Below are 23,864 nucleotides of genomic sequence, written 5' to 3'. Positions count from 1 at the left end.
AAACTTCGTGATTTTATTTGAACTTTTCCGACGTTAGGCTAAGCAAAAAATAAAAACAATAGAATCAATTACTTAAAAGGAAAGAGAACAAAAATAATACAAGCTGCGTGCACTTTTTGCGTTAACTGCGGGTTCTAAACCACTTCGTTATGACAGTTTTATTACCGCTTGTGACGGGTTCAGCATAATGAATGCTATTGATATTGGGCTCGCCATTAGTGCACAGGTTATTCCAAAACAACGCCATACCCTGCTCAGGCTTTACCGCAATATCGAGCTTTGTAAAACGCGTATGACCACCTTCACAATTATCATTGAGATAAATCATACATGTCCAGGTACGTTGTCCTCGGTGTGAACAGTGTTCTTTAAATTGGGGACTACCTGGTGGGAAAAAGTCATAGTGAGGTTTGTAATACTCACCTGCGTTATAGTGCTGAGCTTGAATCACTTCGCTCTCGCCTACTCCCAGCTTCAATGCACTAACTATTCGCTGATTTATACTGGTGACCAATTCATTATCAAGGAAAGCAAGTTCACATGTCGTCGAGGTCCGAATATTGTCAGCACTCGATGCGCCAGCCAATTTAGAGGGTGAAAGCTTATCTTTGGTAAGGCTGATTATCGCGTCACATTCATTTGCACTTAAAAAGTCTTCAACTGCATACAGCTGAATGTCATCTGGCTTAGCTAGTGCGCGAGCATTTGAATTACGGGTAATAGCACTGTTCGCTAAGTGCTGGTAAAAGGCAGTATCGTTGGCAAATGCATAATGTCTGGGAAGGTTAGAGCCAAGCACATTGCGTATATCATCTGGCGCAAAGCCATTTTCTACAAGGGTATCTGCGATTGTGGTGATAGGGGTACCGCCAAGTAAGCACTTAAGCACCCATTGTTTCCATTGCTGCGGCATATAACTCATAAGAATCCCACGTGGTCAGTCGAGTAAGCGACGCTGTCTTACCAAGACATCATCTCTAATCGGAAAATAACCGTCTCTTACTACCTGGCGTTGTCCCTCAGTCGATAAAATGTAGCGCAGAAACTCACGTTCTAAGGTCGGCAATGGCTCACCAGGCTTCTTATTGATCACCAAATAAAGAAAACGAGCAAAAGGGTAAGTTTCATTTCTAACGGTATCGATGGAAAGCGGTATTAAACTATCGAGGTTTTCACCAAGCGGTAAAGCGCGTACGCCAGCTGTTTTATAGCCGTAAGCAGCATAACCGATAGCCCCCGTACCACTGGCAACAGACAACACAACGGAGGCTGAGCCTGGCTGTTCATTTACCGTGTTTTTGAAATCGCCATCGCATAATGCCATTATTTTAAATAGTCCATAGGTACCCGAAACTGAATTACGACCATAAAGGCGGATAGGGGCGCGATAACCGGGTTCATCAACTCCCAATTCTGTCCAGCGCTCAATCTTGTCAGCGCTTCCGCAATACTGGGTTTGAGAAAACACAGCATCCACTTGCGCCAGCGTCATGCCATCAATGGGGTTACGGCGGTCTACAAAAATAGCGATGGCATCCATGGCCACTTTCAATACTGTAGGTGGGTAACCGTGTACACGGGTGAAATCTCGAATTTCACTAGGCTTTAGCTCTCGGCTCATTGGACCAATGGTCGCCGTTCCTTCTATCAAAGCAGGGGGTGCGGTTGATGAGCCTGAAGCCTGAATTTGAAAACCGACTTGAGGATAAAGTGTTTTAAACTCTTGTGACCAAAAGGTCATTAAGTTGGCAAGCGTGTCAGAGCCGACGGATGATACTTTACCAGCAACGCCCGGTACGCGTTCGTATCGAGGAACTTGATAGCCTCCGGCCTTAGTAACTTCATTCGTCAGGTTCGGTGGGGGTGCCGTTAACTCAATACTTTGAGCCGCAACATTTGACGCAACGGTGGTGATAACAGCTAGCGCTAGCCCACGACCTAGCGTGCGCCTTATCGCTGATGAGAAGCTCCTAACATCAATCCTCATCAAGCTACTTACCTCTTAGATTTGTTCTGCAATGAGTTCACTATCCAATATGAAGGAAAATGTACTTCCTTCTCCAAGTGTACTGGCGATATCGAGACGTGAATTATGATGACTTAACACATGTTTTACAATGGAAAGCCCAAGACCCGACCCTCCAGTCTTACGTGAGCGCGCTTTATCTACTCGGTAGAATCGTTCGGTGAGTCGATTGAGATGGTTTGGTTCGATTCCTTCACCATTGTCTATCACAGAGAAGTGCACGCCATCAGCCCGGCGGTGCCAATACACATCTATTTCGCCACCCGCTGGAGTGTAATGAACGGCATTGAAAACAAGGTTTGAGCAGGCACTACGAAGCTCTGTTTCTACGCCAAAAACAAAAAGCTCTGGCTCTACATGGAAACGTATTGTGTGCTGTTTTTCTTTGTTTAGCGCTTGAGCTTCCCGCTCAACCTGCGACAGTACAGAAGGAATGTTCACTACATTTTCATAAATGCGTTCAGAACTTGCCTCTATACGAGAGAGCACCAACAAGTCCTCAATAAGGTTTTGCATACGTTGTGTTTGTGAAGCCATTTCTTTCATGGCCTTCTGCATAAAAGGGTCTGAATCTTGATCAACAGGCAGTATTTCTAGATACCCATTGATTACTGTGAGCGGCGTTCTAAGTTCATGAGACACGTTAGCGACAAAGTCTTTACGCATTTCTTCAAGTTGAGAAACCCGCGTAATATCGCGTGCAATCAATAACAAATGCTCATCACCGTAGGGCATGATTCGGTATTCGAAGGTTTTGTTGGGATTTGTAGGAGACGGTACTTCAATAGGGTACTTGTAGTTACCTGCGTGAAAGTATTGAATAAATTCAGGGTGGCGCAGCAAGTTATCCACACGTCGTCCTGAATCTTGCGGCCACTTTAAACCAAGATCTAAGCGCGCAAGGCGATTGCACCAAATAATACACGCCTTTGAATCTACAACGACTGCCGCATCAGGCAGTGCCTCAGAACCTTCTCTAAAGCGCTTTACCAACTCACCGAGCTCTTTGCGCTTATTGCGGTTTCGTCGCTGAAGGTAATAAATACCCTCATAAATGTGCTCCCACACCCCACGTACCGTCGGAGGAGACATTTTTCGGCTGTGCCATAGCCAGCGATTAAGCTTGTACAAATGGTAGTAGTTGAACAACAAAAGCAGAGTTGCACCCACAGCAATGGCTACCAACATGTCATCTAGGTACCACCCCACCAATGCAAAAACCAACAGGAATAGCACTAGGCGTAATGAACTTCTCAACCAAGAGAACGGGTAGTACATGAATGAACTCGTTTTGTTATGTTGCTAGAAAATGAAGAAGCGACACGCAATGCATCACTTCTCATAATATTACAGCTTAGTGGAAAAACGGTAGCCCGCTCCACGAACTGTTTGGATCATAGCATCGTGACCGTGACGAGAGATAGCTTTGCGAAGACGTCGGATGTGAACATCCACAGTGCGGTCTTCCACATACACATTTGTACCCCATACATTATCAAGTAATAGCTCTCGGCTATAAACTCGCTCGGGATGTGTCATAAAGAAATGAAGTAGCTTGAATTCAGTCGGCCCCATATCGAGTGGCTCATCATTAGCCATTACACGATGCGATACAGGCTCAAGTTTAAGGCCGTTAAATTCAATGGGTTCTTCACTTGAAGTCGGCGTAACACGACGCATAACAGCTTTGATACGTGCCACCAATTCCTTTGGTGAAAATGGTTTGGTGACATAGTCATCAGCACCTGCGTCTAGTCCGCGGATTTTGTCTTCCTCTTCTCCGCGCGCTGTCAGCATAATTACAGGAATATCTCTTGTAAACTCGTGCTGCTTTAGGCTCTTCGCTAGCTGAACGCCGCTTCCTCCTGGAAGCATCCAATCTAAAAGAATAAGATCGGGGTAAGGTTCACAGATTTTTTCCTGCGCGATGTCGAAATCTTCGGCTTCAATAATGTTAAAGCCTGATTGCTCAAGCACGAACTTAAGCATTTCACGGATAGGCGCTTCGTCCTCAACCACCAACACTGTACGAGACATCGATATTTTCCTGGTCATGTTAAAACGCCGTTATTATTAATGCGGTCTATGACAGTTTTATTAAAACGATTACATAATTGTGTCAAGTTGAAGACGATAATTTTTCAATTTTCTCCTTAAGCATGCCACTATCTATAACTAGACTATTGTTTAACCCAAAGTTTATGTGCATAACCTTGTTTATTAATGCGAATACGCATATTCTTGGTTGTGTATTAGGTAATCGATTTAGAACAGGGGTGTGTTTATCGATGGCTGCCGTAAAAACAGGGTTGTCCAGAAAACTCTTAGCCAGAGTATTGTCGGTATATTTTTCATTGACGCTCATCGTAACGGTGGGTCAAATCTTTACCGAATACCTAAGCACAAAAAACCACGTTGAAGGTGAGTTACAAACGCTCAAGAATACCTTTTCATCAAGCCTTACCCGCGCCTTGTGGGAATTAAACAACGACCAAGTTCGCGCCATCGCCGAAGGTTTAATGTCGCTACCTATTGTTGAAGGATTACAGGTCCGCGGCGAAAATGGCAACTATATTGCTGAATACGGCATTCGAGCGCAGCGCTCGCCAAGCCCTGTCGACAAAGAAATGATTGAAGATCACCCCGGCGGCGTATTTAGTTACAGCTTTCCTTTGGTATTCAAATTTTCAGGACGTGAATCAACGGTTGGTGACGTAACGCTTTATTCCAGCTTTGACACCATATTTAGCCGAATTGAAGTCGGCGTGTTTTTTCTTATTGGTAATGCGCTAGTCAAAACTACATTCCTCGTATTCCTATTTATGACCGCATTTAGGACGATGTTGTCTGAACCATTGCAGAATATTACCGAGCAAATGGGTAATTTCGATGCACAGCATCCTGAAGAAAGTAAGCTCAGTATAAAACTTGATGATGACAACGAATTACTTCAGTTAAAAGAGTCATACAACCAAGTTATTGACGACCTCATCGTCTCTAACAAAAGGCTGAGGGATGCCCAAGACGAACTTACCCTGGCAAACAAGAAGTTAGACGATCAGAACCTGATTCTTGAACAAGAGGTAGCTAAAAAGACTGCCTCGTTGTCTCAAATCATGCTGGATTTGGAACAGCAAAAAGATGAGCTTATCGCGCACCAGCGAGAGCTTCGTCAAGAAAACGAGAACCGCCAATATATAGAAGCAGAGTTGCGCAAGCGCAACGAAGAGCTGGCAAACTCTATGGAGACTCTCCATCAAGCACAAGAGCAACTCGTTGAGTCGGAACGCATGGCCTCTCTTGGGGGCTTGGTAGCTCGGTATAGCTCACGATGTTAATACGCCACTTGGCGTTAGTGTAACCGCCGCTAGCTTTTTACAAGAGCGTTTGTCGAATTTAAAAACCGATTTCGAAGACAAGAGCCTGACCAGCAAGAATATGGCAAGTTTCATTGAAGAAGCTGACCAAACTGCCCTGCTGCTGCTAAGCAACCTTGAAAGAGCATCGGATCTTATTGCTAGCTTCAAGCGTGTTGCCGTAGACCAAACCAGTGAGTCAGTGCGCGAATTCATCCTTGGCGACTACATTCAAGAGATAATCCAATCACTACAACCTAGCTTTAAACACACTGAGCACACCATTACGGTTAATTGCCCAGAAAATTTAGTCGTAAATTGTGCTCCTGGCGCCATTGCACAAATTGTCACAAACATGGTCGTTAACTCTATTACGCACGGTTTTGAAGGCAAAGACGCAGGCACGATTACGCTGGACGTTTCATTGCAGGACGAGTATGTGGTGATAGACTACTGCGACGACGGTCGAGGTTTGTGTGAAGAAGAGCTCGACAAACTGTTTGATGCCTTTTATACCACCAAGCGTGGCGAAGGCGGCAGCGGCCTTGGTACGCACATCATGTACAACCTAGTGACTCAATCCCTCAATGGTCAAATTGAAGCGCATAGTAGTAAGGCTCAAGGCCTTCGCTACATTATACGCTTCCCTATGGGCGCTGCATCTGACAACGCATAAATCGCTCTGCTTAAACCACTAATACCAATTGCACCCGGGGGCGGACATTGTTACGCTTGCGCCCCCTTTTCCATGAGAGACAGCCTACACTATGTGGTTTAAAAACGTTAAAGCTTATCAAATTACTCAACCACTTTCGTTAGATGACGGTGACCTAGAGCGCCTATTAAATGAACATGCTTTTCGCCCCTGCGGCAGCCAAGACCTCGCAACTATGGGGTTCGCTTCACCCTTTTCGCAGGCAGGCAAAAATGGCACTATGTTTCACGTTGTTCAACAGCGCTATTGGATAACCCTAAAAAAGCAGGAAAAAATTCTTCCTAGTGCGGTTGTAAATGCTGAGCTCGAAGAAATGGTTGCGAAAATTGAGATGGAAACAGGCTCGCCCGTGGGCAAAAAAGCAAAGGCTGACCTTAAGCAAGAAATTCAAACACGTTTGTTACCACAAGCCTTTACCAAAAACAGCTATACGCACGGCTTTATCTCACTAGCAGATAACCTTGTTGTGGTTGACGCGTCGTCTGACGGCAAAGCGGAAGCCTTTTTGGCAATGGTTCGAAAAGCCATCGGTTCGCTACCTGTTGTTCCCTTTGCTCGAAGAAGCCTTCAAAGCGAGCTTACGCATTGGCTTACTGACGGCACACCTGAAGGTGTAGCGTTGTTGGAAGAAGCAGAATTTAAGTCTACCGACGATACGGGCAGCGTAATACGCTGTAAAAACCAGCCACTGGACAGTGAAGAAATTACCATCCATTTAGACGCGGGTAAGCTGGTACAAAAAGTTGCGTTCGAATACGCTGACACACTTACCGCTATTATGTGTGAAGATGGTGCCATTAAGCGCGTTAAGTTTACTGATAGAATTAAAGAAGAAACGGATGATGTGCCAAAAGATCAAGTTGAAGCTAGGCTCGACGCTGAATTTGCACTAATGTCTGCCGAAATTTCTACACTGCTGAACTTCCTGCGTAGCGCTTTAAATCTGAATGATACAGATCTTTAGCCTTTACTTGGGATAATGAATGACATTGATGAAGTGGGTTTCTCCTGCTTCATCTCGATACCCATGAGGTTGGTCAGCGTAAAGTACACACTGGGTACCTGCCTCATACGCTTTCCAATGCCCATCTTGAAATACACTCAACTTACCTTTTGTGACGTGAATATGTTCAGTGACACCGAGTTGGTGTGCGCTTGAATGTTGCTCATGATGTCCAAATATCTGTAATTCGAACATTTCAAAACCCGTATTACTATTAAACGCAAACAAGGTTTTCACTTTCATATTCGGGTCATTGATAAAGGCATCGTTATCCGCATTTTTCTCATCTTGTGAAGCGGTTTCCTCATCGCTTAAAAATGACGAAAATGACGTATTAAGCCCGGTGGCAATTTTCCATAATGTGGCAATCGTAGGGCTAGACTCACCTCGCTCAATTTGCCCTAGCATCGCCTTCGATACCCCAGTGGATGCAGCAGCCTTATCAAGTGAAAGTGTTTGCGCTTTTCTTACCGCTTTCAAGCGTCTTGCGACGCGCTGAGATACCATTCTCGATGTATTTTGAGACATTACTTATCGCTTCAATTCTTTTACAAAGATATTTATTTTCAACACGCACTTGTGCGCTATAGCGCACAAATGCTATTTTGACTCTGTACGTTATAGCGCACGCACACGTATTTGTCGATGATTGCGCGTGATGACCTTTGCAACAAACTCTTTCTAAGGCCAGTACATAACAATGAATCAATGGAAATTAAGTCATATTAGTGCGGGTCTCACTGCCGTAACGGTAGGTTACAGCAGTGCCGTGGTGATCGTCATCGACCTAGCGCGTCGTCTTAGGCGCCACCGAAGCTATGGTCGTGAGTTGGTTACTTGCCCTAGGATTAGGTATGGGACTAACCTGTATTCTATTTTCTTGGCTAACGAAGATGCCTGTCGTCACGGCATGGTCTACACCGGGCGCCGCGTTTTTGCTTACAAGTGTTGACGCCTACACGCTGCCTGAAGCGATTGGTGCGTTTATGCTATGCGCAGTATTCTCACTAATTACGGCGCAAAGTCGTGTATTGCTGTCTCTTATCAGTCGTATTCCCGCGGCTATATCCTCTGCATTATTGGCTGGTATTCTTTTACCTATATGCTTGGCAATTTTTGCTGATGTAAAAACGTCTCCAATACTTGTGGCAAGCTATTTAGTGGTATATCTCGTCGGTAGCCGCTGGTTTGCGCAATACCTCATGTTGGTACTGCTGATACTGTCAATTGCCCTGAGCATGGCAATGCAACAAGACGTGAATTTGCACATAGCGCTCCCAACAGCAGTTTGGGTTACCCCCACATTTTCATTGACAGCTACCCTTGGGCTCGCTTTTCCACTTTTTATTATCACTACGCTGTCGCAAAACCTCCCTGGCATTGCTATTCATCACGCTCATGGCTACCAACCTGATCACAAACCTATTCTCTCAGGGATAGCAATTGTGCAAGCATTGCTTGCACCTTTCGGAGGCTTCACATTTAACCTTGCAGCTATTACTGCGGCACTGTGTATGGGCGAGCACGCAGACATTGATAAAACACAGCGATATAGAGCCGCTATTGCTGCAGGCTTTGGATATTTAATAATGGCAGGTATTGCATCTATCGTAGTCGCTTTATTTGTCAGCATGCCAGCTGTGATCGTTCACCTACTTGCCGGACTAGCTTTACTCGCAACTCTACAAGGTGCTATATCGCGGAGCATGGAAGTTAATCATCACCGCGCGCCAGCGATACTAACGCTGCTTTGCACAACCTCTGGATTTACACTTTTCTCACTAACTTCGGCCGTTTGGGGTCTTGCGCTCGGACTGTTACTTCTCTTATTTCAGAAAAAAGATAATGATGGACGGTAGCGGTATTGACCAGCTGAAAACTAAAAACTATAGGGTTAGGCCAATTTGCAACCAATATTACGTACAAAAAAGCCGATAGCATGCTATCGGCTTTTGAAACCAGCTTTAAGTATCGGTGGCTTAAAGGAAAATTTGCTTAGCTGCGCTTGCTAGCTCTTCAAATTCGTCCGAATGTAATTCCGCAATATCTTCTACCACACCACGTTGAATGGCCAAGTTCAGTACCGCGTCTTTTTGGCTATCAATAGCACCAGACACCGCTGCACCAACACGTACAAAATCGATGTAGCTTAACGTATCAGGGATAAAACTCAGATCTTTCCAGTGTTTAGCGACATTAACGAAGGTATCGCCGAAGCTCCACTCTTCCATAATGCTTGCACCAATGCGTCCTGCAAGCTTGTCGATAGCAACCTCTAAAAATGAAGAACTAGCGAAAACTTCTGGGTGACGTTCGGCTTCAGTTAGAATAGGCAGAACACCAATGTTGTGCACTAGTGCAGCAAGTGTCATCGTGTCCATACTCATTTCACGCTTTTTAGTACGAGCAATATAAAGCTGAAGTACTGCCATAGAACTTGCGACAATATTGACCGTACTTGCCCATTCTTTTTGCAAGTATTTAGCAACGACGTCGTTCTTAGAGACGAAAAGTTGCTCCATTGCGAGTGCTGTGGAAATGTTTTTGATTTGACGTAGACCAATGCGCGTTACCGCCTGCCCTATCGACTCAACTTTTACACTTCGCCCCATGTATGCACTGTTTGCAATTTTAATCATACGCGCAGACAACGATGGGTCTTGCCCAATGACATCACCCATGGCGTTAAGATTGATATCGGGATCATCTGCCGCTTTTCTTACTTTAAGCGCAATTGCTGGTAACGTAGGAAGTACCAGAGTGTCGTTATTTATTTTTTCAACCAAAATCGTTGAGAGCGCGTTCTGTGTAGACATATTTCCTACCCTTAAAGAGTTCCTTGTAGCCCGACGTAGGCAACGTTTTACTAAACTTATTTGCGACTGAGAAGCCACTAACTAACTGTGAACTTCTTCAGTTAATTTGTTTGTCTAGTCCGTTTGCTCCTATCGTTTTCAATGTCGTTCCAAAACAAAGAGAACAGAGCGTTAATTATTGTAGCGTGGGTTTTACCATACTATAGTAGCCATCTCGTTTCGGCCAACTAAAAAAGCCCGCAACGCTGCATATTTTTTAAACTTAGCGAGAAAATAATGGCCAAGTCCTTATATGAACAAGTAATCCAATATTTTTTCTTGTCCCAATACGTATCATCGCGTTTACTTTCTTATTGTGAGTATAGCTAACGCGACGCAAATCACTATTGATATTGCGCAACTTTTTTTCATACTTTTGTATGAAATCAGTAGCATAGCCAGTTAAAACATGGCTTCGCGCCCTGCATAGTGAGCGTGAACATACACGTAAAAGCATATTGCAAAAGTATTTAATAAAATAACAACGGTTAAAAACAATGATGAAAAAAACAAAGCTAACGACGGTTTCGCCACTTGCTGGAGCAATAGCAAGTGTATTTTTACTGACAGCCTGTGGTAAAAGCCCAGACGTTTCTGACAATGAAACTGCACCACAAGCGGCATTAACTGAGCAAACGCTACTTGTCGACACATCGCGCTTATCCATTTATCACCCCGTTGATTTAACCAGCGACCTATCACATTTAAGCGATAAACAAAAAGATATGCTCTCTTTGCTTATCGACGCATCCAAAATAATGGATGACTTGTTTTGGAAACAGGCGTTTTTTGAAGATAAAGCGACTTTTCTTGCTAACATCAGTGATGAAAAAGTTCGTCACTTTGCAAGCATAAATTACGGTCCTTGGGATCGCCTTAATGGCGATGTTCCTTTTATCAGTGGCTATGACGAGAAAGCGATGGGAGCAGAGTTTTATCCACACGATATGGATAAAGCGGAATTTGCTACCGCCAGCGTTGATGACAAAGAAGGGCTTTATTCTATGGTCAAACGCAATGACGCTGGCAACCTATATACGCAGCCCTATTCTGAAGCCTTTAGAGGTGAATTAATGAAGGCATCAGAACTTTTGAAAAAAGCGTCAGTACTGGCTGAGAACGAAAGCTTTAAGCAGTATCTTCTATTGCGCAGTGAAGCGCTAATGACAGACGACTATCTTGCATCAGACATGGCATGGATGGACATGAAAACTAACCCCATTGAGTTGGTTATTGGTCCTATTGAAACCTATGAAGATCAGTTGTTTGGCTACCGCGCAGCGTTCGAAGCTTACGTACTGGTTAAGGACCTTGCTTGGAGCGAGAAACTTGCTAAATTCGCTGCTTTTTTACCTGAGCTTCAACAAGGTCTACCAGTAGCTGAGGCTTATAAAGCAGAAATGCCGGGATCAGACGCAGACTTAAACGCCTATGACGTGATTTATTACGCAGGGCATTCAAATGCTGGCAGTAAAACCATTGCTATTAACCTTCCAAACGATGAACGCGTTCAGCTGGAAAAAGGCACCCGCCGCCTACAATTGAAAAATGCGATGCAGGCGAAGTTTGACAACATTCTCGTACCTATCGCCGACACGCTTATAGTGCCAGAGCAGCGCAACCATATTACCTTCGATGCCTTCTTTGCCAACACTATGTTCCACGAAGTTGCACATGGTTTAGGTATCAAGAATACGCTTGATGGTACGAGCACAGTACGTGGCGCACTTAAAGAGCACGCCTCAGCACTCGAAGAAGGTAAAGCCGACATTTTGGGTTTGTATATGGTGCAAAGTCTGTTGGAAAAAGGCGAAATTACCGAAGGCACGCTTGAAGACTACTATGTGACCTTTATGGCTGGCATCTTTCGCTCAGTGCGTTTTGGCGCAAGTTCTGCCCACGGCAAAGCGAACATGATTCGTTTCAACTTTTTCGCACAACAAGGCGCATTTGAAAAAACGCAAGATGGCCTTTATCGCGTGAATACGGAGAAGATGGGGGCGGCAGTAGAAGCGCTGTCTGAACTGATCCTGACATTGCAAGGTGATGGCGATTATAACGGTGTGGCGAACCTTGTTTCGAATATGGGCATCATTAAGCCTGATTTAGCCACCGATCTGGCACGTTTAGAAGCGGCTAATATTCCTGTTGATATTCACTTTAATCAGGGTAAGAAAGTGTTGGGGCTTTCAAACTAAGCAAACGCTTTATGTTCCTCAAACGCCACTTGTGAGAGCAAGTGGCGTTTTTTTATTGCTTGAATGCTTGCTCTGTCAGCCAATAACGCGGGTCGTCTGAGCGTGTGTCTTCGTTGAAATGTGGGTTGGGAAGTTCAATAAAGGTAGCACTTTTAAATTGCTCTAATGGAAACAAGTGAGACGTTGAAGGATGTGTTTTCATGTATTTCAACAGTAAACCATCATCAATCATTTTTTCTAGTCCTCTTTCAAGTGCGTCAGCCAGCCAAACTTCACTTTTGCGCGTGTAAAAGTAGACGGTAAATGGGTAATGAATAATGATCCTATCTGAGACCATCAGATCTGGAAAAATCGGCTTCCACTCTTCAACTTCAGCAGGCCCCTCGTGAAAGCCTCTGGGAAAGTAGTCGCAACGTCCAGTGCCTAACAACTCGAACAAATCTTCATGCACGGGAGTATCGAGTACTTTCAACCCCACACTCCTTAGAATTTTGGTATCAGGCCAATAAGTGCCCTGACATGCTACAAGACGTTTTAATTGCTCAAGACTGTCAATCTTGTCAAACAACGCTTGCTGCCGAGAGGATATTATAAAGCGCCGAAACCCCATTAACCCCATGTCGAGCGGAATACGGACAGCGTTAAGTTCTAATTCGGTATCTTTGTCAGCGCCCGTCCAAAAGAGGTCCAGATTCCCCTTTTTTAGCTCTACCGCAGCCCTTGCTTGATTCATATGAACGGTAGGTACCAGTGTGGGAGGGTCGATAACATCAAGCCCAAGGGCCAATGCCTGAGACGCCAAACCAACATAATATTCGTGGGCAATGTCTTTACTAGAGTAAGGCGCAGGAATTAACAAGCTAGTTTGATTAGTGTTACCGAACGTGGTGGTGCTGGTGGCAAAAATTAATGCCACCAATAGCCAAGAAATGAATTGCCTGACAACAAACATAAGCGTGCCTGCGTGCTTACTCTACATGCTGCTTCATATTGTCGGTATAAGGTGGCCAACCTAAAGGCTTGCCCGCCAATACATGAAGGTGAATGTGATAGACCGTTTGCCCGCCAAACTCGTTACAATTCATTACTGTACGAAATCCTTGCTCAGCAAAGCCATGCTCCGCTGCAACCTTTGCGGCAACATATGATAAATGGCCTACCACCTCTCGGTCTTCTAGTGCAATATCATTGGTAGTGGCAATCGCTTTTTTGGGGATGACAAGAAAATGCAATGGAGCCTGAGGATTAATATCTTTAAAAGCCAACGCAAGCTCATCTTCGTAAAGAATGTCAGCCGGAATTTCTTTATTAATTATTTTGGTAAAAATCGTATCAGCCATTTCTATCTCCTCTTATTGAAACGGTCGCTAGGCGAAAACAAACCACAACAAAATCGCGCCTAGTGCAAGGCGGTAAATAACAAACGGCAGCATGCCGATGCGCGATATCCAGCTTAAAAATAAGAAAATACATAGATATGCACTGACAAAAGAAAATGCCGCACCATACAATAATGCAGACCAATCTACAGCTTCATTGGCATTGAGCAAATCTAACGTAGCAAGCAATCCAGCACCTAAAATAACAGGAATAGATAGCAAAAACGAAAAGCGCGCGCAGGCTTCACGCTTAAGCCCCAACATAAGGCCAGCAGTCATAGTGATGCCTGAGCGAGAAGTACCTGGAATAAGCGCTAATACTTGGGCCAGGCCAATAAAAATAGCCTGCTTCAACGTTAACTCTTCTAATTCTTGTTCACGCTTTGCCGTGGCGTCTGCGTACCACAGCAATAAACCAAATAGGATAGTAGTACCTGCAATAACTAGCGCAGTACGTGCATTGTCTTCAATCCATCCTTTCATAAGAAAGCCAATAATGACCGCTGGAATGGTCCCTACAATGACATACCACGCTAATTTGCTGTCTGTTGACTGTTGTTTGGAAAACCCCTGCGTTACCCATGCCACCGTCATTTGACCAATCTCTTGGCGAAAGTAAATCATCACGGCCAGTAAACTCCCTACATGCACTGCGACATCAAAAGCTAAACCTTGGCTTACCCAACCAAAAAGTTCAGCAGGCAAAAGCAAATGACCAGAGCTACTTATGGGCAAAAACTCAGTCACCCCTTGAATAATAGCCAAAATAATAATTTCAAAAAGCGTCATTCCTTCGCTTAACTCCACGTAAAGTCTACAGGCCAAAGCTGTTGTTTTTGTTTATCAAATGCATGCCACATCTCGGCATACGTTTGTTTTGTTTCCGGGTGAATATCATCAGGCACAAGTTCAGCCAAAGGCCACAACACGAAGGCATTGTAGGTTATTTCTTCGCGAGGCAGAACGATGGGTGAATCTGTGATTTTACTATCATAGGTAAGCAAATCGAGATCAAGCGTTCGCGCACAAAACTTTTTGTCGCTGTGCACGCGTCCATTGTCTTTTTCAATGCCTTTTAACGTTGCACACACATCTTCCATATTCATGTCGGTAGTAGCGCGTGCCACCAGGTTGTAAAACGGGTTACCGCTGAAGCCTACCGCTTCGCTTTCATATACAGAAGAAACTTCAACGTTTTGAAAATGCTGCTTAAGCGCTACGACAGAACGTCTAGTATAATGTTCTCGGTCTATGTTTGAACCGATGCTAATTAGAATTACGTGAGTCGACATTAGCGCTTATCTCGTGACATTTCGACGGCTACGGTTTGTGCGTTGGGCAAAATATTAGGTTTTACTATCTTAAGCGTAATAGAAGACACAGCAAATGTTGTCAGTACAGCGTCCATCACGCTTGCACCAAAAGCCTCTAGAAGTTCAAATTGACTTGCTTTACCTACATCTACAATACATTCGGCCACTTTTGCGTAATCAACAGTGTCATTGACATCATCACTCGACATTGCGTTTGTAAGGTCAACGTCTAGTGTTATATCAAGCAACAGTTCGGTATTGCGAACGCGTTCCCAGTCATAAACACCTATCAAGGTCTCAACGGCCAAGCCCGTTATATAAATTTTTCCCATGAACACTTTCAACTTGTAAGATTCGATAAACACAAAACAGCGGCAACGCAGTATCACCATAAACAAGTTTTAGAAAAACCTGTACTCCTCATATACCACTTTTATTCCAAACACTCAGGTTCGCTTCAAAACGAACTCATTGGACTACTCAATTAATTGATAGAAAATAAGCGTTTAAAGGTGGTATATCGCGTTTGGATGGAGTAGTTTTACATGAAATTACGCTAGTTAATCCTCTGCTAACTATGCCTTGCCTACACCAAACACATTGGTTTGGCTCATTTGAGGCTATGTGCACTTCGCTAACCGCAGCAAATTTGCCACAACTATAACGCTGTATGATAACAAGGGGCAACCAATGATTTCATTAACCATCTTAATGATAGCGGTAGCATATCTGTTCGGATCTTTATCCAGTGCTGTTGTGATAAGTCGCGCCTTTGCTCTTCCTGACCCACGCACAGCAGGCTCAAAAAACCCGGGGGCAACGAATGTCTACCGATTAGGGGGACGAATACCCGCTGTTCTAGTGCTAGTAATGGACATTTTGAAAGGTACCATACCCGTTTATGGTAGCTACTTTTTAGGCATAGAACCGGTACTTTTAGGTGTGATCGCTATTGCTGCGTGTTTAGGACATATTTACCCGCTGTACTTCGGTTTCAAGGGCGGAAAAGCTGTTGCAACAGCGTTTGGTGCCATGCTTCCTATTGGCTTGGATTTGGCAGGTTTGCTGATACTGAGTTGGGTGATTGTAGTGTTTTTGACCTAGCTACTCGTCGCTTGGGGCATTAATCGCAGTGTCACTTGCGCCGCTGTTTACGTTTCTAATAAAACCCTTGTACACCTTGCCCGTCGCCATGCTCTCTTTACTTATCATTGCGCGTCACAAAGACAATATTCAGCGTCTGCTAGAAGGTAACGAGAGCAAAGTGTGGGACAAGGGCAACATCAAAGAGTAAGGGCTTCGACAAGTACGTCGAGCTCTCCATCAATAGGTGAAATGGGCTTGATGCCAAGCACTTTCGCCAATGCAGGATAAAGCTCAAGGTTTTTAAAACGACCGATTTTTTTGTTTTGCTTAAAAGCAGGTCCAGCCGCAACAAACGTAGCCCCCATATCGGAGAGAGTGTTCAGATAGCCGTGGCCTCCCTTGCTAGAATAGTTTGCCGCGTCATCGACAAAACGTGCTGGAGGTGCAATTTCAATTAAGATATCGCCAGTTCTATTATCTACTTCCATTGCACGCTCGCGACGCTGGTCGGTATCAAGCACAGTAAAACGGCCGTTTGCTAGAGCCGTTAATCTTGCTATTTCATGGTCCACTTCTTCTGAACTAATTCCTTCTCTGGCATACAGCTGAATTTGCGCCCCTTCATTTTCAATAAGAAAATCATCAGGAATGCCCAAATTACTGACTTCAATAAACCTTGAGTCATCCAGTGCCGACATACCATGGTCAGAAACGATCACGAGGTTAACATCAATATCCAGCGCATGAAGTCTGTCATAAAGCTGGCCAACAAGCGTATCAACTTTCTGTACGGCTTGTTTCGTCTTTACTGACGTGGGTCCTTCATCGTGCCCCACTGTATCGGTAAGTGAAAAGTACCCCGCAACAAACCGAGGGCGCGAGACTTCAGGCAGACTTAGCCATTGAATAATTTGGTCAATACGCTGCTGATAATCAGCGTATTTGGAATAATGAAAGTGATAGGTCGGTAATGCTCCTGAAATTCTGGCATCAGACTCGGGCCAAAAAAGGTCGCTGCTTTTAAACCGTGAAATTCTGCTAGATTCCACAAAGGCACCGCCGTAATCCACGTACTGTCCATGCGACCATATCCTAGCTGATATTGCGCATATCCTTCTTTCGTTGGGCGTGATTTATCATAAAACCGATTGTTTACGATACCGTGATGTTTGGGCAAAAGACCAGTCACTAAAGAGATATGATTTGGAAATGTATTCGCAGGATAAACGGGCGTCATGGCTTGTGCGCGCACACCTTTTTTGGCAATGCGCGCTAGGTTTTTAGCGTCATGTAATTCGATATAGTCGTGTCTAAAGCCGTCCAAAGAAATAAGCACAACATGCTGGGCGCTTTGTTCACTATTTGCTAGAGGCGTACTCGCATTACCTGCCTCATTTTGTTTACCGTATGCATGGCTGGTAAAACCCAAAAATAGGCCCACTACAAACAAGATCGCACGTTTACTGACTACTTTTATTCCTTTCACTACCTTTATCCCGTGTTGTTAAATAACCCTTTTATGGTCTGAAAGTAAATTAATACCTAATTAAATAGCGCTTAGTGTATCAAGTGGCCATCTAGGTTTGGCTTGTGATGATAACCCAACTACTTCACCTAAGCTTTTAAGCGCTGCATACTCAAGCATAGGCAATCATGGCACCGTTATCGGTACAATAGGCCAAACTCGGATAAAACACTTCGCCACTGAGTGTGCTCATCAACGATTTCATTTGTTCACGAAGCATGGTGTTTGCACTTACACCTCCAGCAATCACCAAGCGCTTCATGCTAGGTTTGTTTAAGCGCGCGCTTGCATTTAATTATGAGTGTATCGACAACAGCCTCTTGAAAGGCATAAGCAATGTTGGCTTTTATTTGTTCTGCATCGTTGCCACTTAAGTCAGCGTCACGAATAGTGTTGGCTGCAAACGTCTTAAGCCCACTGAAACTGAAATCAAGTCCAGGCCTGTCGGTCATCGGGCGCGGGAATTTGTAATGACCCGCTTCACCTTGTTCCGCTAATTTGGCCAATAATGGACCACCGGGATAATCTAACCCTAATAGCTTTGCTGTTTTATCGAATGCTTCACCCGCAGCATCATCAATAGATTCACCAAGGACTTCATATTGGCCAATGCCTTCGACTTTCACCAGCATTGAATGACCGCCGGAGACTAGTAGGGCGATAAACGGAAACTCAGGTGCTTCATCTTCTAACATGGGGGCGAGCAAATGCCCTTCCATATGATGCACACCAACAGCAGGCACGTTCCACGCGTAGGCCAGTGAGCGGCCCACCGACGAACCCACAAGAAGCGCTCCCACCAAACCTGGACCTTGAGTAAAGGCAACGCCGTCAATTTGCTGTGGCGAGGTATTGGCATCTTCCATGGCTTTTTCGATAAGAGGAATGATTTTTCTGACGTGGTCACGAGAGGCCAATTCAGGCACTACGCCTCCGTAGTCAGCGTGAAGCTTCACTTGACTATACAATTCGTGAGACAACAAGCCGTGCTCGTCGTCATAGACGGCAATACCAGTTTCGTCACACGATGTCTCAATTCCTAATATACGCATGGGGAGTTACCCTATTTACAACCTTGAGTTTAAAAATGATCAGCAAATATTACTGGCGATCTTGCGCGATCAACATTATGATCCTGCCGCGATCATAACCGTGCTCATTTTGTTTCGAACTGCATCTATTTGCACAAGAACTATGGCATGCCCATTTGCTTGGGCGCAGAGTTTACCTTTAATCCCGTGTTCATGGAATGCCGACGAAGGGGTAAATGCACATTATTGGCTAATTTTTAGCAATTCATCCTTTACTTTCTCTGTAGATATGATTAGAATTTCGCACCATTTTTAACCCGGGTGGCCTTTTTAGCGCACAATTTTACCCGGATTTACACAGTAAAAGTTTTGAGGTGAGTGTTTAATGCCTATCGTTAAAGTTAGAGAAAACGAGCCGTTTGATGTGGCGCTGCGTCGTTTTAAGCGTTCTTGTGAAAAAGCAGGTGTTCTTTCTGAAGTTCGTCGTCGTGAATTCTTCGAAAAACCAACTTGGGAACGCAAGCGCAAGAAAGCTGCCGCTAAGAAGCGTCATCTTAAGAAGCTAGCTCGTGAAAACGCACGTCGCGTAAAACTCTACTAATATAGGGTTAAGTAACGAGTCTGAAAGGTGTTGCAATTGCAGCACCTTTCGCGTTTCTGGGCCCCTATTTTTTCAGTCGAACCCGTTTGTTCCCTTTCAAATGGTTGCATTTGATTTTTAACCTGAGGCTTAATAAGCCACCGATAAAAATAAAACAGGAAGCATCATGGCACTAATTGATGATTTAAAAGAAGCACAGAAAGACGCAATGCGTGCGAAAGAAAAAGTACGCTTAGGTACAATCCGCATGGCACTAGCGGCGATTAAACAAAAAGAAATCGACGAGCAAATTACTCTGGACGATAGCGCTATCTTAGCGGTATTGACCAAGATGGTTAAGCAGCGCCAAGACGCTGCGTCGCAGTACGATGCCGCTAATCGTGATGACCTTGCAAGCAAGGAGCGCGAAGAAATTACCCATATTGAAGGGTTCTTGCCACAGCCGCTGACTGACGACGAATTAAACGCACTAATCGACGACACTATGGCTGCAACTGGTGCTTCTGGTATGCAAGACATGGGTAAGGTGATGGGTGCGCTTAAACCACAAGTACAAGGCCGAACCGATATGGGCGCTTTAAGTGCAAAAATAAAGGCACGCTTAAACGCTTAAAAACATATTTTGTTTTTGTGGCGATATTCGCCTAATGCTGAGCGACTAATGCTAGGTTAGTCGTTCTCATTTAATGACTTCCCTGTTACAGTAACCATCGTTTTACGTTTTTGATTCCCCCATGGCCGGAAAAATACCTCGCGATTTCATTGATGACCTACTCTCGCGCACTGATGTAGTCGAAGTGGTAGATAGTCGAGTTAAACTCAAAAAAGCTGGTAAAAATTACCAAGCTTGCTGCCCGTTTCACAACGAAAAAACCCCTTCCTTTACGGTAAGCCAAGACAAACAGTTTTATCATTGCTTTGGCTGTGGAGCCCACGGCAACGCTATCTCTTTTATTATGGAATTTGACAGGCTAGAGTTTGTCGAAGCGATAGAAGAACTAGCTCGCTATCACGGTCTTGAAGTGCCTCGTGAAAAAGGCAGCCGTCCAGCGATGAGTGAAGAGAAGAAGCAGCAACAGCAAGATGACTACGCCGTGATGGAACAAGTCACTCGCTTTTTTCAACACCAGCTTCGCCAAAACAGTAATAGTAAGAAAGCCATCGACTACCTTAAAAACCGCGGACTAAGCGGCGACATCGTTAAGCAATGGGAAATTGGCTATGCACCCGACAGTTGGGATGCACTGTTAAAAACATTTGGTACCGACCCACAACGAATTAAGCAACTTGTTGACTTGAAACTGGTTAACCGCAACGACCAAGGTCGAACATACGACTTCTTTCGCGACCGCATTATGTTTCCTATTCGCGACAAGCGCGGCCGTGTTGTTGGTTTTGGAGGGCGTGTACTTGATGATGGTGGTCCTAAATATTTAAACTCACCAGAGACGCGAATATTTCATAAAGGCAGTGAGTTATTTGGTTTCTATTCTGCACGCCAGCAAAATCGTACGTTAGACACTGTTGTTATCGTTGAAGGCTATATGGATGTAGTGGCTTTGAGCCAATTTGACATCAATATTGCCACTGCAGCACTTGGAACAGCGACAACGCCTGAGCACATCCAAATGTTGGTTCGCGCTACTTCACATATTGTATGTTGTTATGATGGTGACCGAGCCGGACGCGAGGCAGCATGGCGAGCACTTGAAAATGCATTACCTGCATTAAAAGACGGTGTTCGCTTGTCATTCTTATTTCTGCCCGACGGTGAAGACCCAGATACAATGGTCCGCCAAGTGGGTAAGGATGCATTTATGGGTATGCTTGATGAAGCTATGCCCCTATCACGCTTCTTTTTTGAAAACTTGCTTAAGACCCATAACGTGGGAACGCCTGAGGGTAAGATTGCACTGAAGAAAGCGGCTATGCCTCTGATTGAAAGCACGCTAGGTGAAGACCAAAAACAAATGTTGCTAGAGGAACTGGCAAAGCACACGGGTGAATTTGATCGATTCAAACTTCAACAAGATATCTCAAAGGCAAATCAGGGAGCTAAAAAAGCATATTCTCCCAACCTCACCCAGGTGAACAAACCTAAGCTCTCTCCACTTCGTATGCTCATTCGTCTTTTGCTCGACAAGCCTGAATTGGCAGCACTGTGTGAAGACGTGCAAATAGAAATTTTTGCGGGTAGCCAAGCGGCAGGTATGGATTTGCTGCGCGATATTCACTCATTTTGTATGGCTAATCCCAAAGCCAATACTGCACAACTTGTTGAAAATTTCCGCGGTCATCCCCATTCTACTACTATCGCGAAATTATTGTTGCAAGAACACTTGGTAAAAGATGAGGATGCTGAACGGGTTTATAACGACAGCTTCGCTCGCTTACTTGACGGGCATTTCGATAGCCGAATTGAAACCTTAATTTCACGCTCGCGGGTTCAGTCGCTTACAAAAGCGGAAAAAGAGGAACTGACCCTGCTTATGAGGGAAAGGCAGAAAAGCTAACCCTGTCTGATTTCAACTTTGTTCAATGATTTGGTATTCGAATACTGGCTAAAAATTCAGCCACGAATCTGGTAAAACCACCGTAAACTCTGCTATACTGGCTAATTCGCTGCAAGTGAAGAAGTCTGCACTATCTACTGATTAGTGTGAACAAAGATGCAGCTATGCGAGTAGCAAAGATATAGCCGAACATAACGGGCAGAACCAAACCCGAGCAGATGTGCACCGCAACAGCTAACAACGCTGCGTGGCATCGAGCATATACGGCCTTGATACAAAAGCATGACGACAGCAGATAGGGAACATACGACAGTGTATGTTGTCTTTTCTATTGCAAACTAATTGAATGTGAGAAGTGTAGGTTATATGGCGCAAAGCAAGCAGTCTCAGATTAAACTCCTGATTGCAAAAGGTAAAGAGCAAGGTTACTTAACCTTTGCAGAAGTTAACGACCACCTGCCGCAAGATATTGTCGATTCTGATCAAATCGAAGACATTATCCGCATGATTAACGACATGGGAATTCAAGTTTCTGAATCTGCTCCAGATGCAGATGAACTTCTCATGCAAGAAGCAAATGCTGATGAAGATGCTGCAGAAGCAGCTGCACAAGCACTTGCTACAGTAGAAAGTGAAATTGGACGTACCACTGACCCTGTCCGCATGTACATGCGAGAAATGGGTACGGTTGAGCTACTTACACGCGAAGGCGAAATTGAAATTGCCAAGCGCATTGAAGACGGTATTAACCAGGTTCAGTGTTCGGTTGCCGAATACCCAGAGGCCATCACTTATCTTCTTGACCAATGGGACCTATACGAAGCAGAAGAAATTCGCCTTAGCGACATTATCTCTGGTTTTGTGGACCCTAACGACGAGCAAGATTTAGCACCGACAGCAACTCACGTTGGTTCTGAGTTATCTGAAGAAGAATTGGATGACGAAGACGATGATGACGATGATGACGATAGCGACGAAGATGATAGCGGTGTAGACCCTGAATTGGCACGAGAGCGCTTTGCAGAGCTTCGTGAACAGTACCAGAAAACACGCGCTGTAATCGAGAAGAAAGGTCGTGCACACGCTGACTCTCGCGAACAGATCAACGCACTAAGCGATGTGTTCAAGGAATTCCGTTTAGTACCTAAGCAGTTCGACCGCATGGTAAGAAACATGCGTGAAATGATGGACAAAGTGCGTATCCAAGAACGTCTTGTAATGAAGTTCTGTGTGGTTAACGCCAAAATGCCTAAGAAAGATTTTATCAAGGCATTTGCTGGTAACGAAACGTCTTCAGCATGGTTACATGATGCGGTTAAATCGGGCGCACCTTACGCGTCAGACTTAGCAGTTAACCAAGAAGAGATCGAGCGCTGCATTAGCAAAATGAATCAAGTTGAACAGGAAACTGGCTTGGTCATCGCTGATATTAAAGATATCAACCGTCGTATGTCTATCGGTGAAGCAAAAGCGCGCCGTGCGAAGAAAGAGATGGTAGAAGCTAACCTTCGTCTTGTTATCTCAATTGCTAAGAAGTACACCAACCGTGGTCTTCAATTCCTTGACCTTATTCAAGAAGGTAATATTGGTCTAATGAAGGCGGTGGATAAGTTCGAATATCGCCGTGGTTATAAGTTCTCAACTTACGCCACATGGTGGATTCGTCAGGCAATTACTCGTTCAATCGCTGACCAAGCGCGTACTATTCGTATTCCGGTTCACATGATTGAAACGATTAACAAGCTTAATCGTATTTCTCGTCAAATGCTTCAGGAAATGGGTCGTGAGCCTACACCTGAAGAGTTGTCAGAGCGTATGTTAATGCCTGAAGATAAAATTCGTAAGGTACTTAAAATCGCAAAAGAGCCAATCTCGATGGAAACGCCTATCGGTGACGATGAAGATTCACATCTTGGTGACTTTATCGAGGACAGCACGATTATTCAGCCCCTCGATTCTGCTACTGGCGGTAGCCTGAAAGATGCGACTCAGGAAGTACTTGCGGGCCTTACGGCACGTGAAGCAAAAGTACTACGTATGCGTTTTGGTATCGATATGAACACCGACCACACGCTAGAAGAAGTGGGCAAGCAGTTTGACGTAACGCGTGAGCGTATTCGTCAAATTGAAGCGAAAGCGCTTCGCAAGCTTCGCCACCCTAGCCGCTCAGAGCAGCTTAGAAGCTTCCTAGACGAGTAGATAGATTGAGGTAACTCATCAACAAAATCCCCAGCCTTAGCTGGGGATTTTTTTGCGCATAAAA

17 protein-coding genes and 5 pseudogenes are annotated in these 23,864 nt (G+C 44.6%); 9 read left to right on the top strand and 13 right to left on the bottom strand.

Going from position 1 to position 23,864, the window contains the following annotated elements:
- Positions 1-121: 121 nt before the first annotated feature.
- The 4 genes from V6N89_RS03485 to phoB all read right to left on the bottom strand — a co-directional run bounded on the left by V6N89_RS03485 (position 122) and on the right by phoB (position 4,063).
- Positions 122-922: a prolyl hydroxylase family protein gene (locus V6N89_RS03485; protein ID WP_338516372.1), complete on the bottom strand. Its 801-nt coding sequence runs from the start codon at positions 920-922 to the stop codon at positions 122-124.
- Between the two features lie 15 nt (positions 923-937).
- The gene (locus V6N89_RS03480; RefSeq protein WP_431189784.1) at positions 938-1,987 is read right to left on the bottom strand and encodes a PstS family phosphate ABC transporter substrate-binding protein; all 1,050 of its coding nucleotides are present in this window, start codon (positions 1,985-1,987) and stop codon (positions 938-940) included.
- A gap of 15 nt (positions 1,988-2,002) precedes the next feature.
- Positions 2,003-3,304 carry a phosphate regulon sensor histidine kinase PhoR gene (phoR, locus tag V6N89_RS03475; protein WP_338516370.1) on the bottom strand — a complete coding sequence of 434 codons (1,302 nt, stop codon included), beginning with the start codon at positions 3,302-3,304 and terminating at the stop codon, positions 2,003-2,005.
- Positions 3,305-3,373: 69 nt separating this feature from the next.
- Positions 3,374-4,063 (bottom strand): phosphate regulon transcriptional regulator PhoB, encoded by a 690-nt coding sequence (phoB, locus tag V6N89_RS03470; RefSeq protein ID WP_014997327.1) that lies wholly within the window; start codon positions 4,061-4,063, stop codon positions 3,374-3,376.
- A 251-nt stretch (positions 4,064-4,314) separates the two neighbouring features.
- Between phoB and V6N89_RS03465 the strand changes: the two are divergent.
- Together V6N89_RS03465 and rdgC are read left to right on the top strand one after the other, a co-directional pair.
- A pseudogene (locus V6N89_RS03465) lies at positions 4,315-6,058 on the top strand (ATP-binding protein).
- 91 nt (positions 6,059-6,149) lie between these two features.
- Entirely contained in the window at positions 6,150-7,061 is a 912-nt protein-coding gene (gene rdgC / locus V6N89_RS03460) for a recombination-associated protein RdgC (RefSeq protein ID WP_338516369.1), read from the top strand.
- Positions 7,062-7,064: 3 nt separating this feature from the next.
- On the opposite strand, the gene V6N89_RS03455 is transcribed toward rdgC, so the two are convergent.
- Positions 7,065-7,628 carry a helix-turn-helix domain-containing protein gene (locus V6N89_RS03455; protein WP_338516367.1) on the bottom strand — a complete coding sequence of 188 codons (564 nt, stop codon included), beginning with the start codon at positions 7,626-7,628 and terminating at the stop codon, positions 7,065-7,067.
- Positions 7,629-7,800: 172 nt separating this feature from the next.
- Here V6N89_RS03455 and V6N89_RS03450 point away from each other — a divergent pair.
- Positions 7,801-8,959, top strand: a pseudogene (locus V6N89_RS03450) (benzoate/H(+) symporter BenE family transporter).
- A 120-nt stretch (positions 8,960-9,079) separates the two neighbouring features.
- Here V6N89_RS03450 and V6N89_RS03445 read toward each other — a convergent pair.
- The gene (locus V6N89_RS03445) at positions 9,080-9,916 is read right to left on the bottom strand and encodes an HDOD domain-containing protein (RefSeq protein WP_338516364.1); all 837 of its coding nucleotides are present in this window, start codon (positions 9,914-9,916) and stop codon (positions 9,080-9,082) included.
- Positions 9,917-10,455: 539 nt separating this feature from the next.
- Between V6N89_RS03445 and V6N89_RS03440 the strand changes: the two genes are divergently transcribed.
- Positions 10,456-12,153: a dipeptidyl-peptidase 3 family protein gene (locus V6N89_RS03440; protein ID WP_338520211.1), complete on the top strand. Its 1,698-nt coding sequence runs from the start codon at positions 10,456-10,458 to the stop codon at positions 12,151-12,153.
- Positions 12,154-12,205: 52 nt separating this feature from the next.
- Here V6N89_RS03440 and V6N89_RS03435 read toward each other — a convergent pair whose 3' ends face one another.
- Genes V6N89_RS03435 through folB form a run of 5 tightly spaced genes read right to left on the bottom strand, consistent with a single transcriptional unit; the run spans position 12,206 to position 15,177 of the window.
- The gene (locus V6N89_RS03435; protein ID WP_338516362.1) at positions 12,206-13,105 is read right to left on the bottom strand and encodes a hypothetical protein; all 900 of its coding nucleotides are present in this window, start codon (positions 13,103-13,105) and stop codon (positions 12,206-12,208) included.
- Between the two features lie 16 nt (positions 13,106-13,121).
- Complete coding sequence (locus tag V6N89_RS03430; protein ID WP_338516361.1) at positions 13,122-13,493, bottom strand: histidine triad nucleotide-binding protein; 372 nt, start codon at positions 13,491-13,493, stop codon at positions 13,122-13,124.
- A gap of 27 nt (positions 13,494-13,520) precedes the next feature.
- Positions 13,521-14,321, bottom strand: a complete 801-nt coding sequence (locus tag V6N89_RS03425; RefSeq protein WP_338516360.1) for an undecaprenyl-diphosphate phosphatase — start codon at positions 14,319-14,321, stop codon at positions 13,521-13,523.
- 8 nt (positions 14,322-14,329) lie between these two features.
- Positions 14,330-14,824, bottom strand: coding sequence for a 2-amino-4-hydroxy-6-hydroxymethyldihydropteridine diphosphokinase (gene folK, locus V6N89_RS03420; protein ID WP_338516359.1), 495 nt, complete (start codon positions 14,822-14,824; stop codon positions 14,330-14,332).
- The gene (folB, locus tag V6N89_RS03415; RefSeq protein WP_338516357.1) at positions 14,824-15,177 is read right to left on the bottom strand and encodes a dihydroneopterin aldolase; all 354 of its coding nucleotides are present in this window, start codon (positions 15,175-15,177) and stop codon (positions 14,824-14,826) included. The genes folK and folB overlap by 1 nt, the downstream gene beginning before the upstream one ends.
- A 358-nt stretch (positions 15,178-15,535) precedes the next feature.
- On the opposite strand from folB, the pseudogene plsY reads away from it, so the two are divergent.
- Positions 15,536-16,139, top strand: a pseudogene (gene plsY, locus V6N89_RS03410) (glycerol-3-phosphate 1-O-acyltransferase PlsY).
- Here plsY and V6N89_RS03405 read toward each other — a convergent pair.
- Both V6N89_RS03405 and tsaD read right to left on the bottom strand, forming a co-directional pair.
- Positions 16,129-17,417, bottom strand: a pseudogene (locus tag V6N89_RS03405) (ectonucleotide pyrophosphatase/phosphodiesterase). The pseudogenes plsY and V6N89_RS03405 sit on opposite strands and share 11 nt — an antisense overlap.
- 60 nt (positions 17,418-17,477) lie before the next feature.
- A pseudogene (gene tsaD / locus V6N89_RS03400) lies at positions 17,478-18,508 on the bottom strand (tRNA (adenosine(37)-N6)-threonylcarbamoyltransferase complex transferase subunit TsaD).
- A 364-nt stretch (positions 18,509-18,872) separates the two neighbouring features.
- Here tsaD and rpsU point away from each other — a divergent pair.
- From rpsU to rpoD, 4 genes are all read left to right on the top strand, one after another.
- Complete coding sequence (gene rpsU / locus V6N89_RS03395) at positions 18,873-19,088, top strand: 30S ribosomal protein S21 (RefSeq protein WP_012517258.1); 216 nt, start codon at positions 18,873-18,875, stop codon at positions 19,086-19,088.
- 166 nt (positions 19,089-19,254) lie between these two features.
- Entirely contained in the window at positions 19,255-19,701 is a 447-nt protein-coding gene (locus V6N89_RS03390; protein ID WP_338516354.1) for a GatB/YqeY domain-containing protein, read from the top strand.
- Between the two features lie 121 nt (positions 19,702-19,822).
- Complete coding sequence (gene dnaG, locus V6N89_RS03385; protein ID WP_338516352.1) at positions 19,823-21,601, top strand: DNA primase; 1,779 nt, start codon at positions 19,823-19,825, stop codon at positions 21,599-21,601.
- A 366-nt stretch (positions 21,602-21,967) separates the two neighbouring features.
- Positions 21,968-23,800 (top strand): RNA polymerase sigma factor RpoD, encoded by a 1,833-nt coding sequence (rpoD, locus tag V6N89_RS03380; protein WP_338516350.1) that lies wholly within the window; start codon positions 21,968-21,970, stop codon positions 23,798-23,800.
- The last annotated feature ends 64 nt before the right edge of the window (positions 23,801-23,864 follow it).

It is taken from the genome of Alteromonas gracilis, from assembly GCF_036870955.2.
GTDB classification, from domain to species: domain Bacteria; phylum Pseudomonadota; class Gammaproteobacteria; order Enterobacterales; family Alteromonadaceae; genus Alteromonas; species Alteromonas gracilis_A.
Note: the sequence above shows the minus strand (reverse complement) of the source record. Positions and strands in the feature narration are given on the sequence as shown.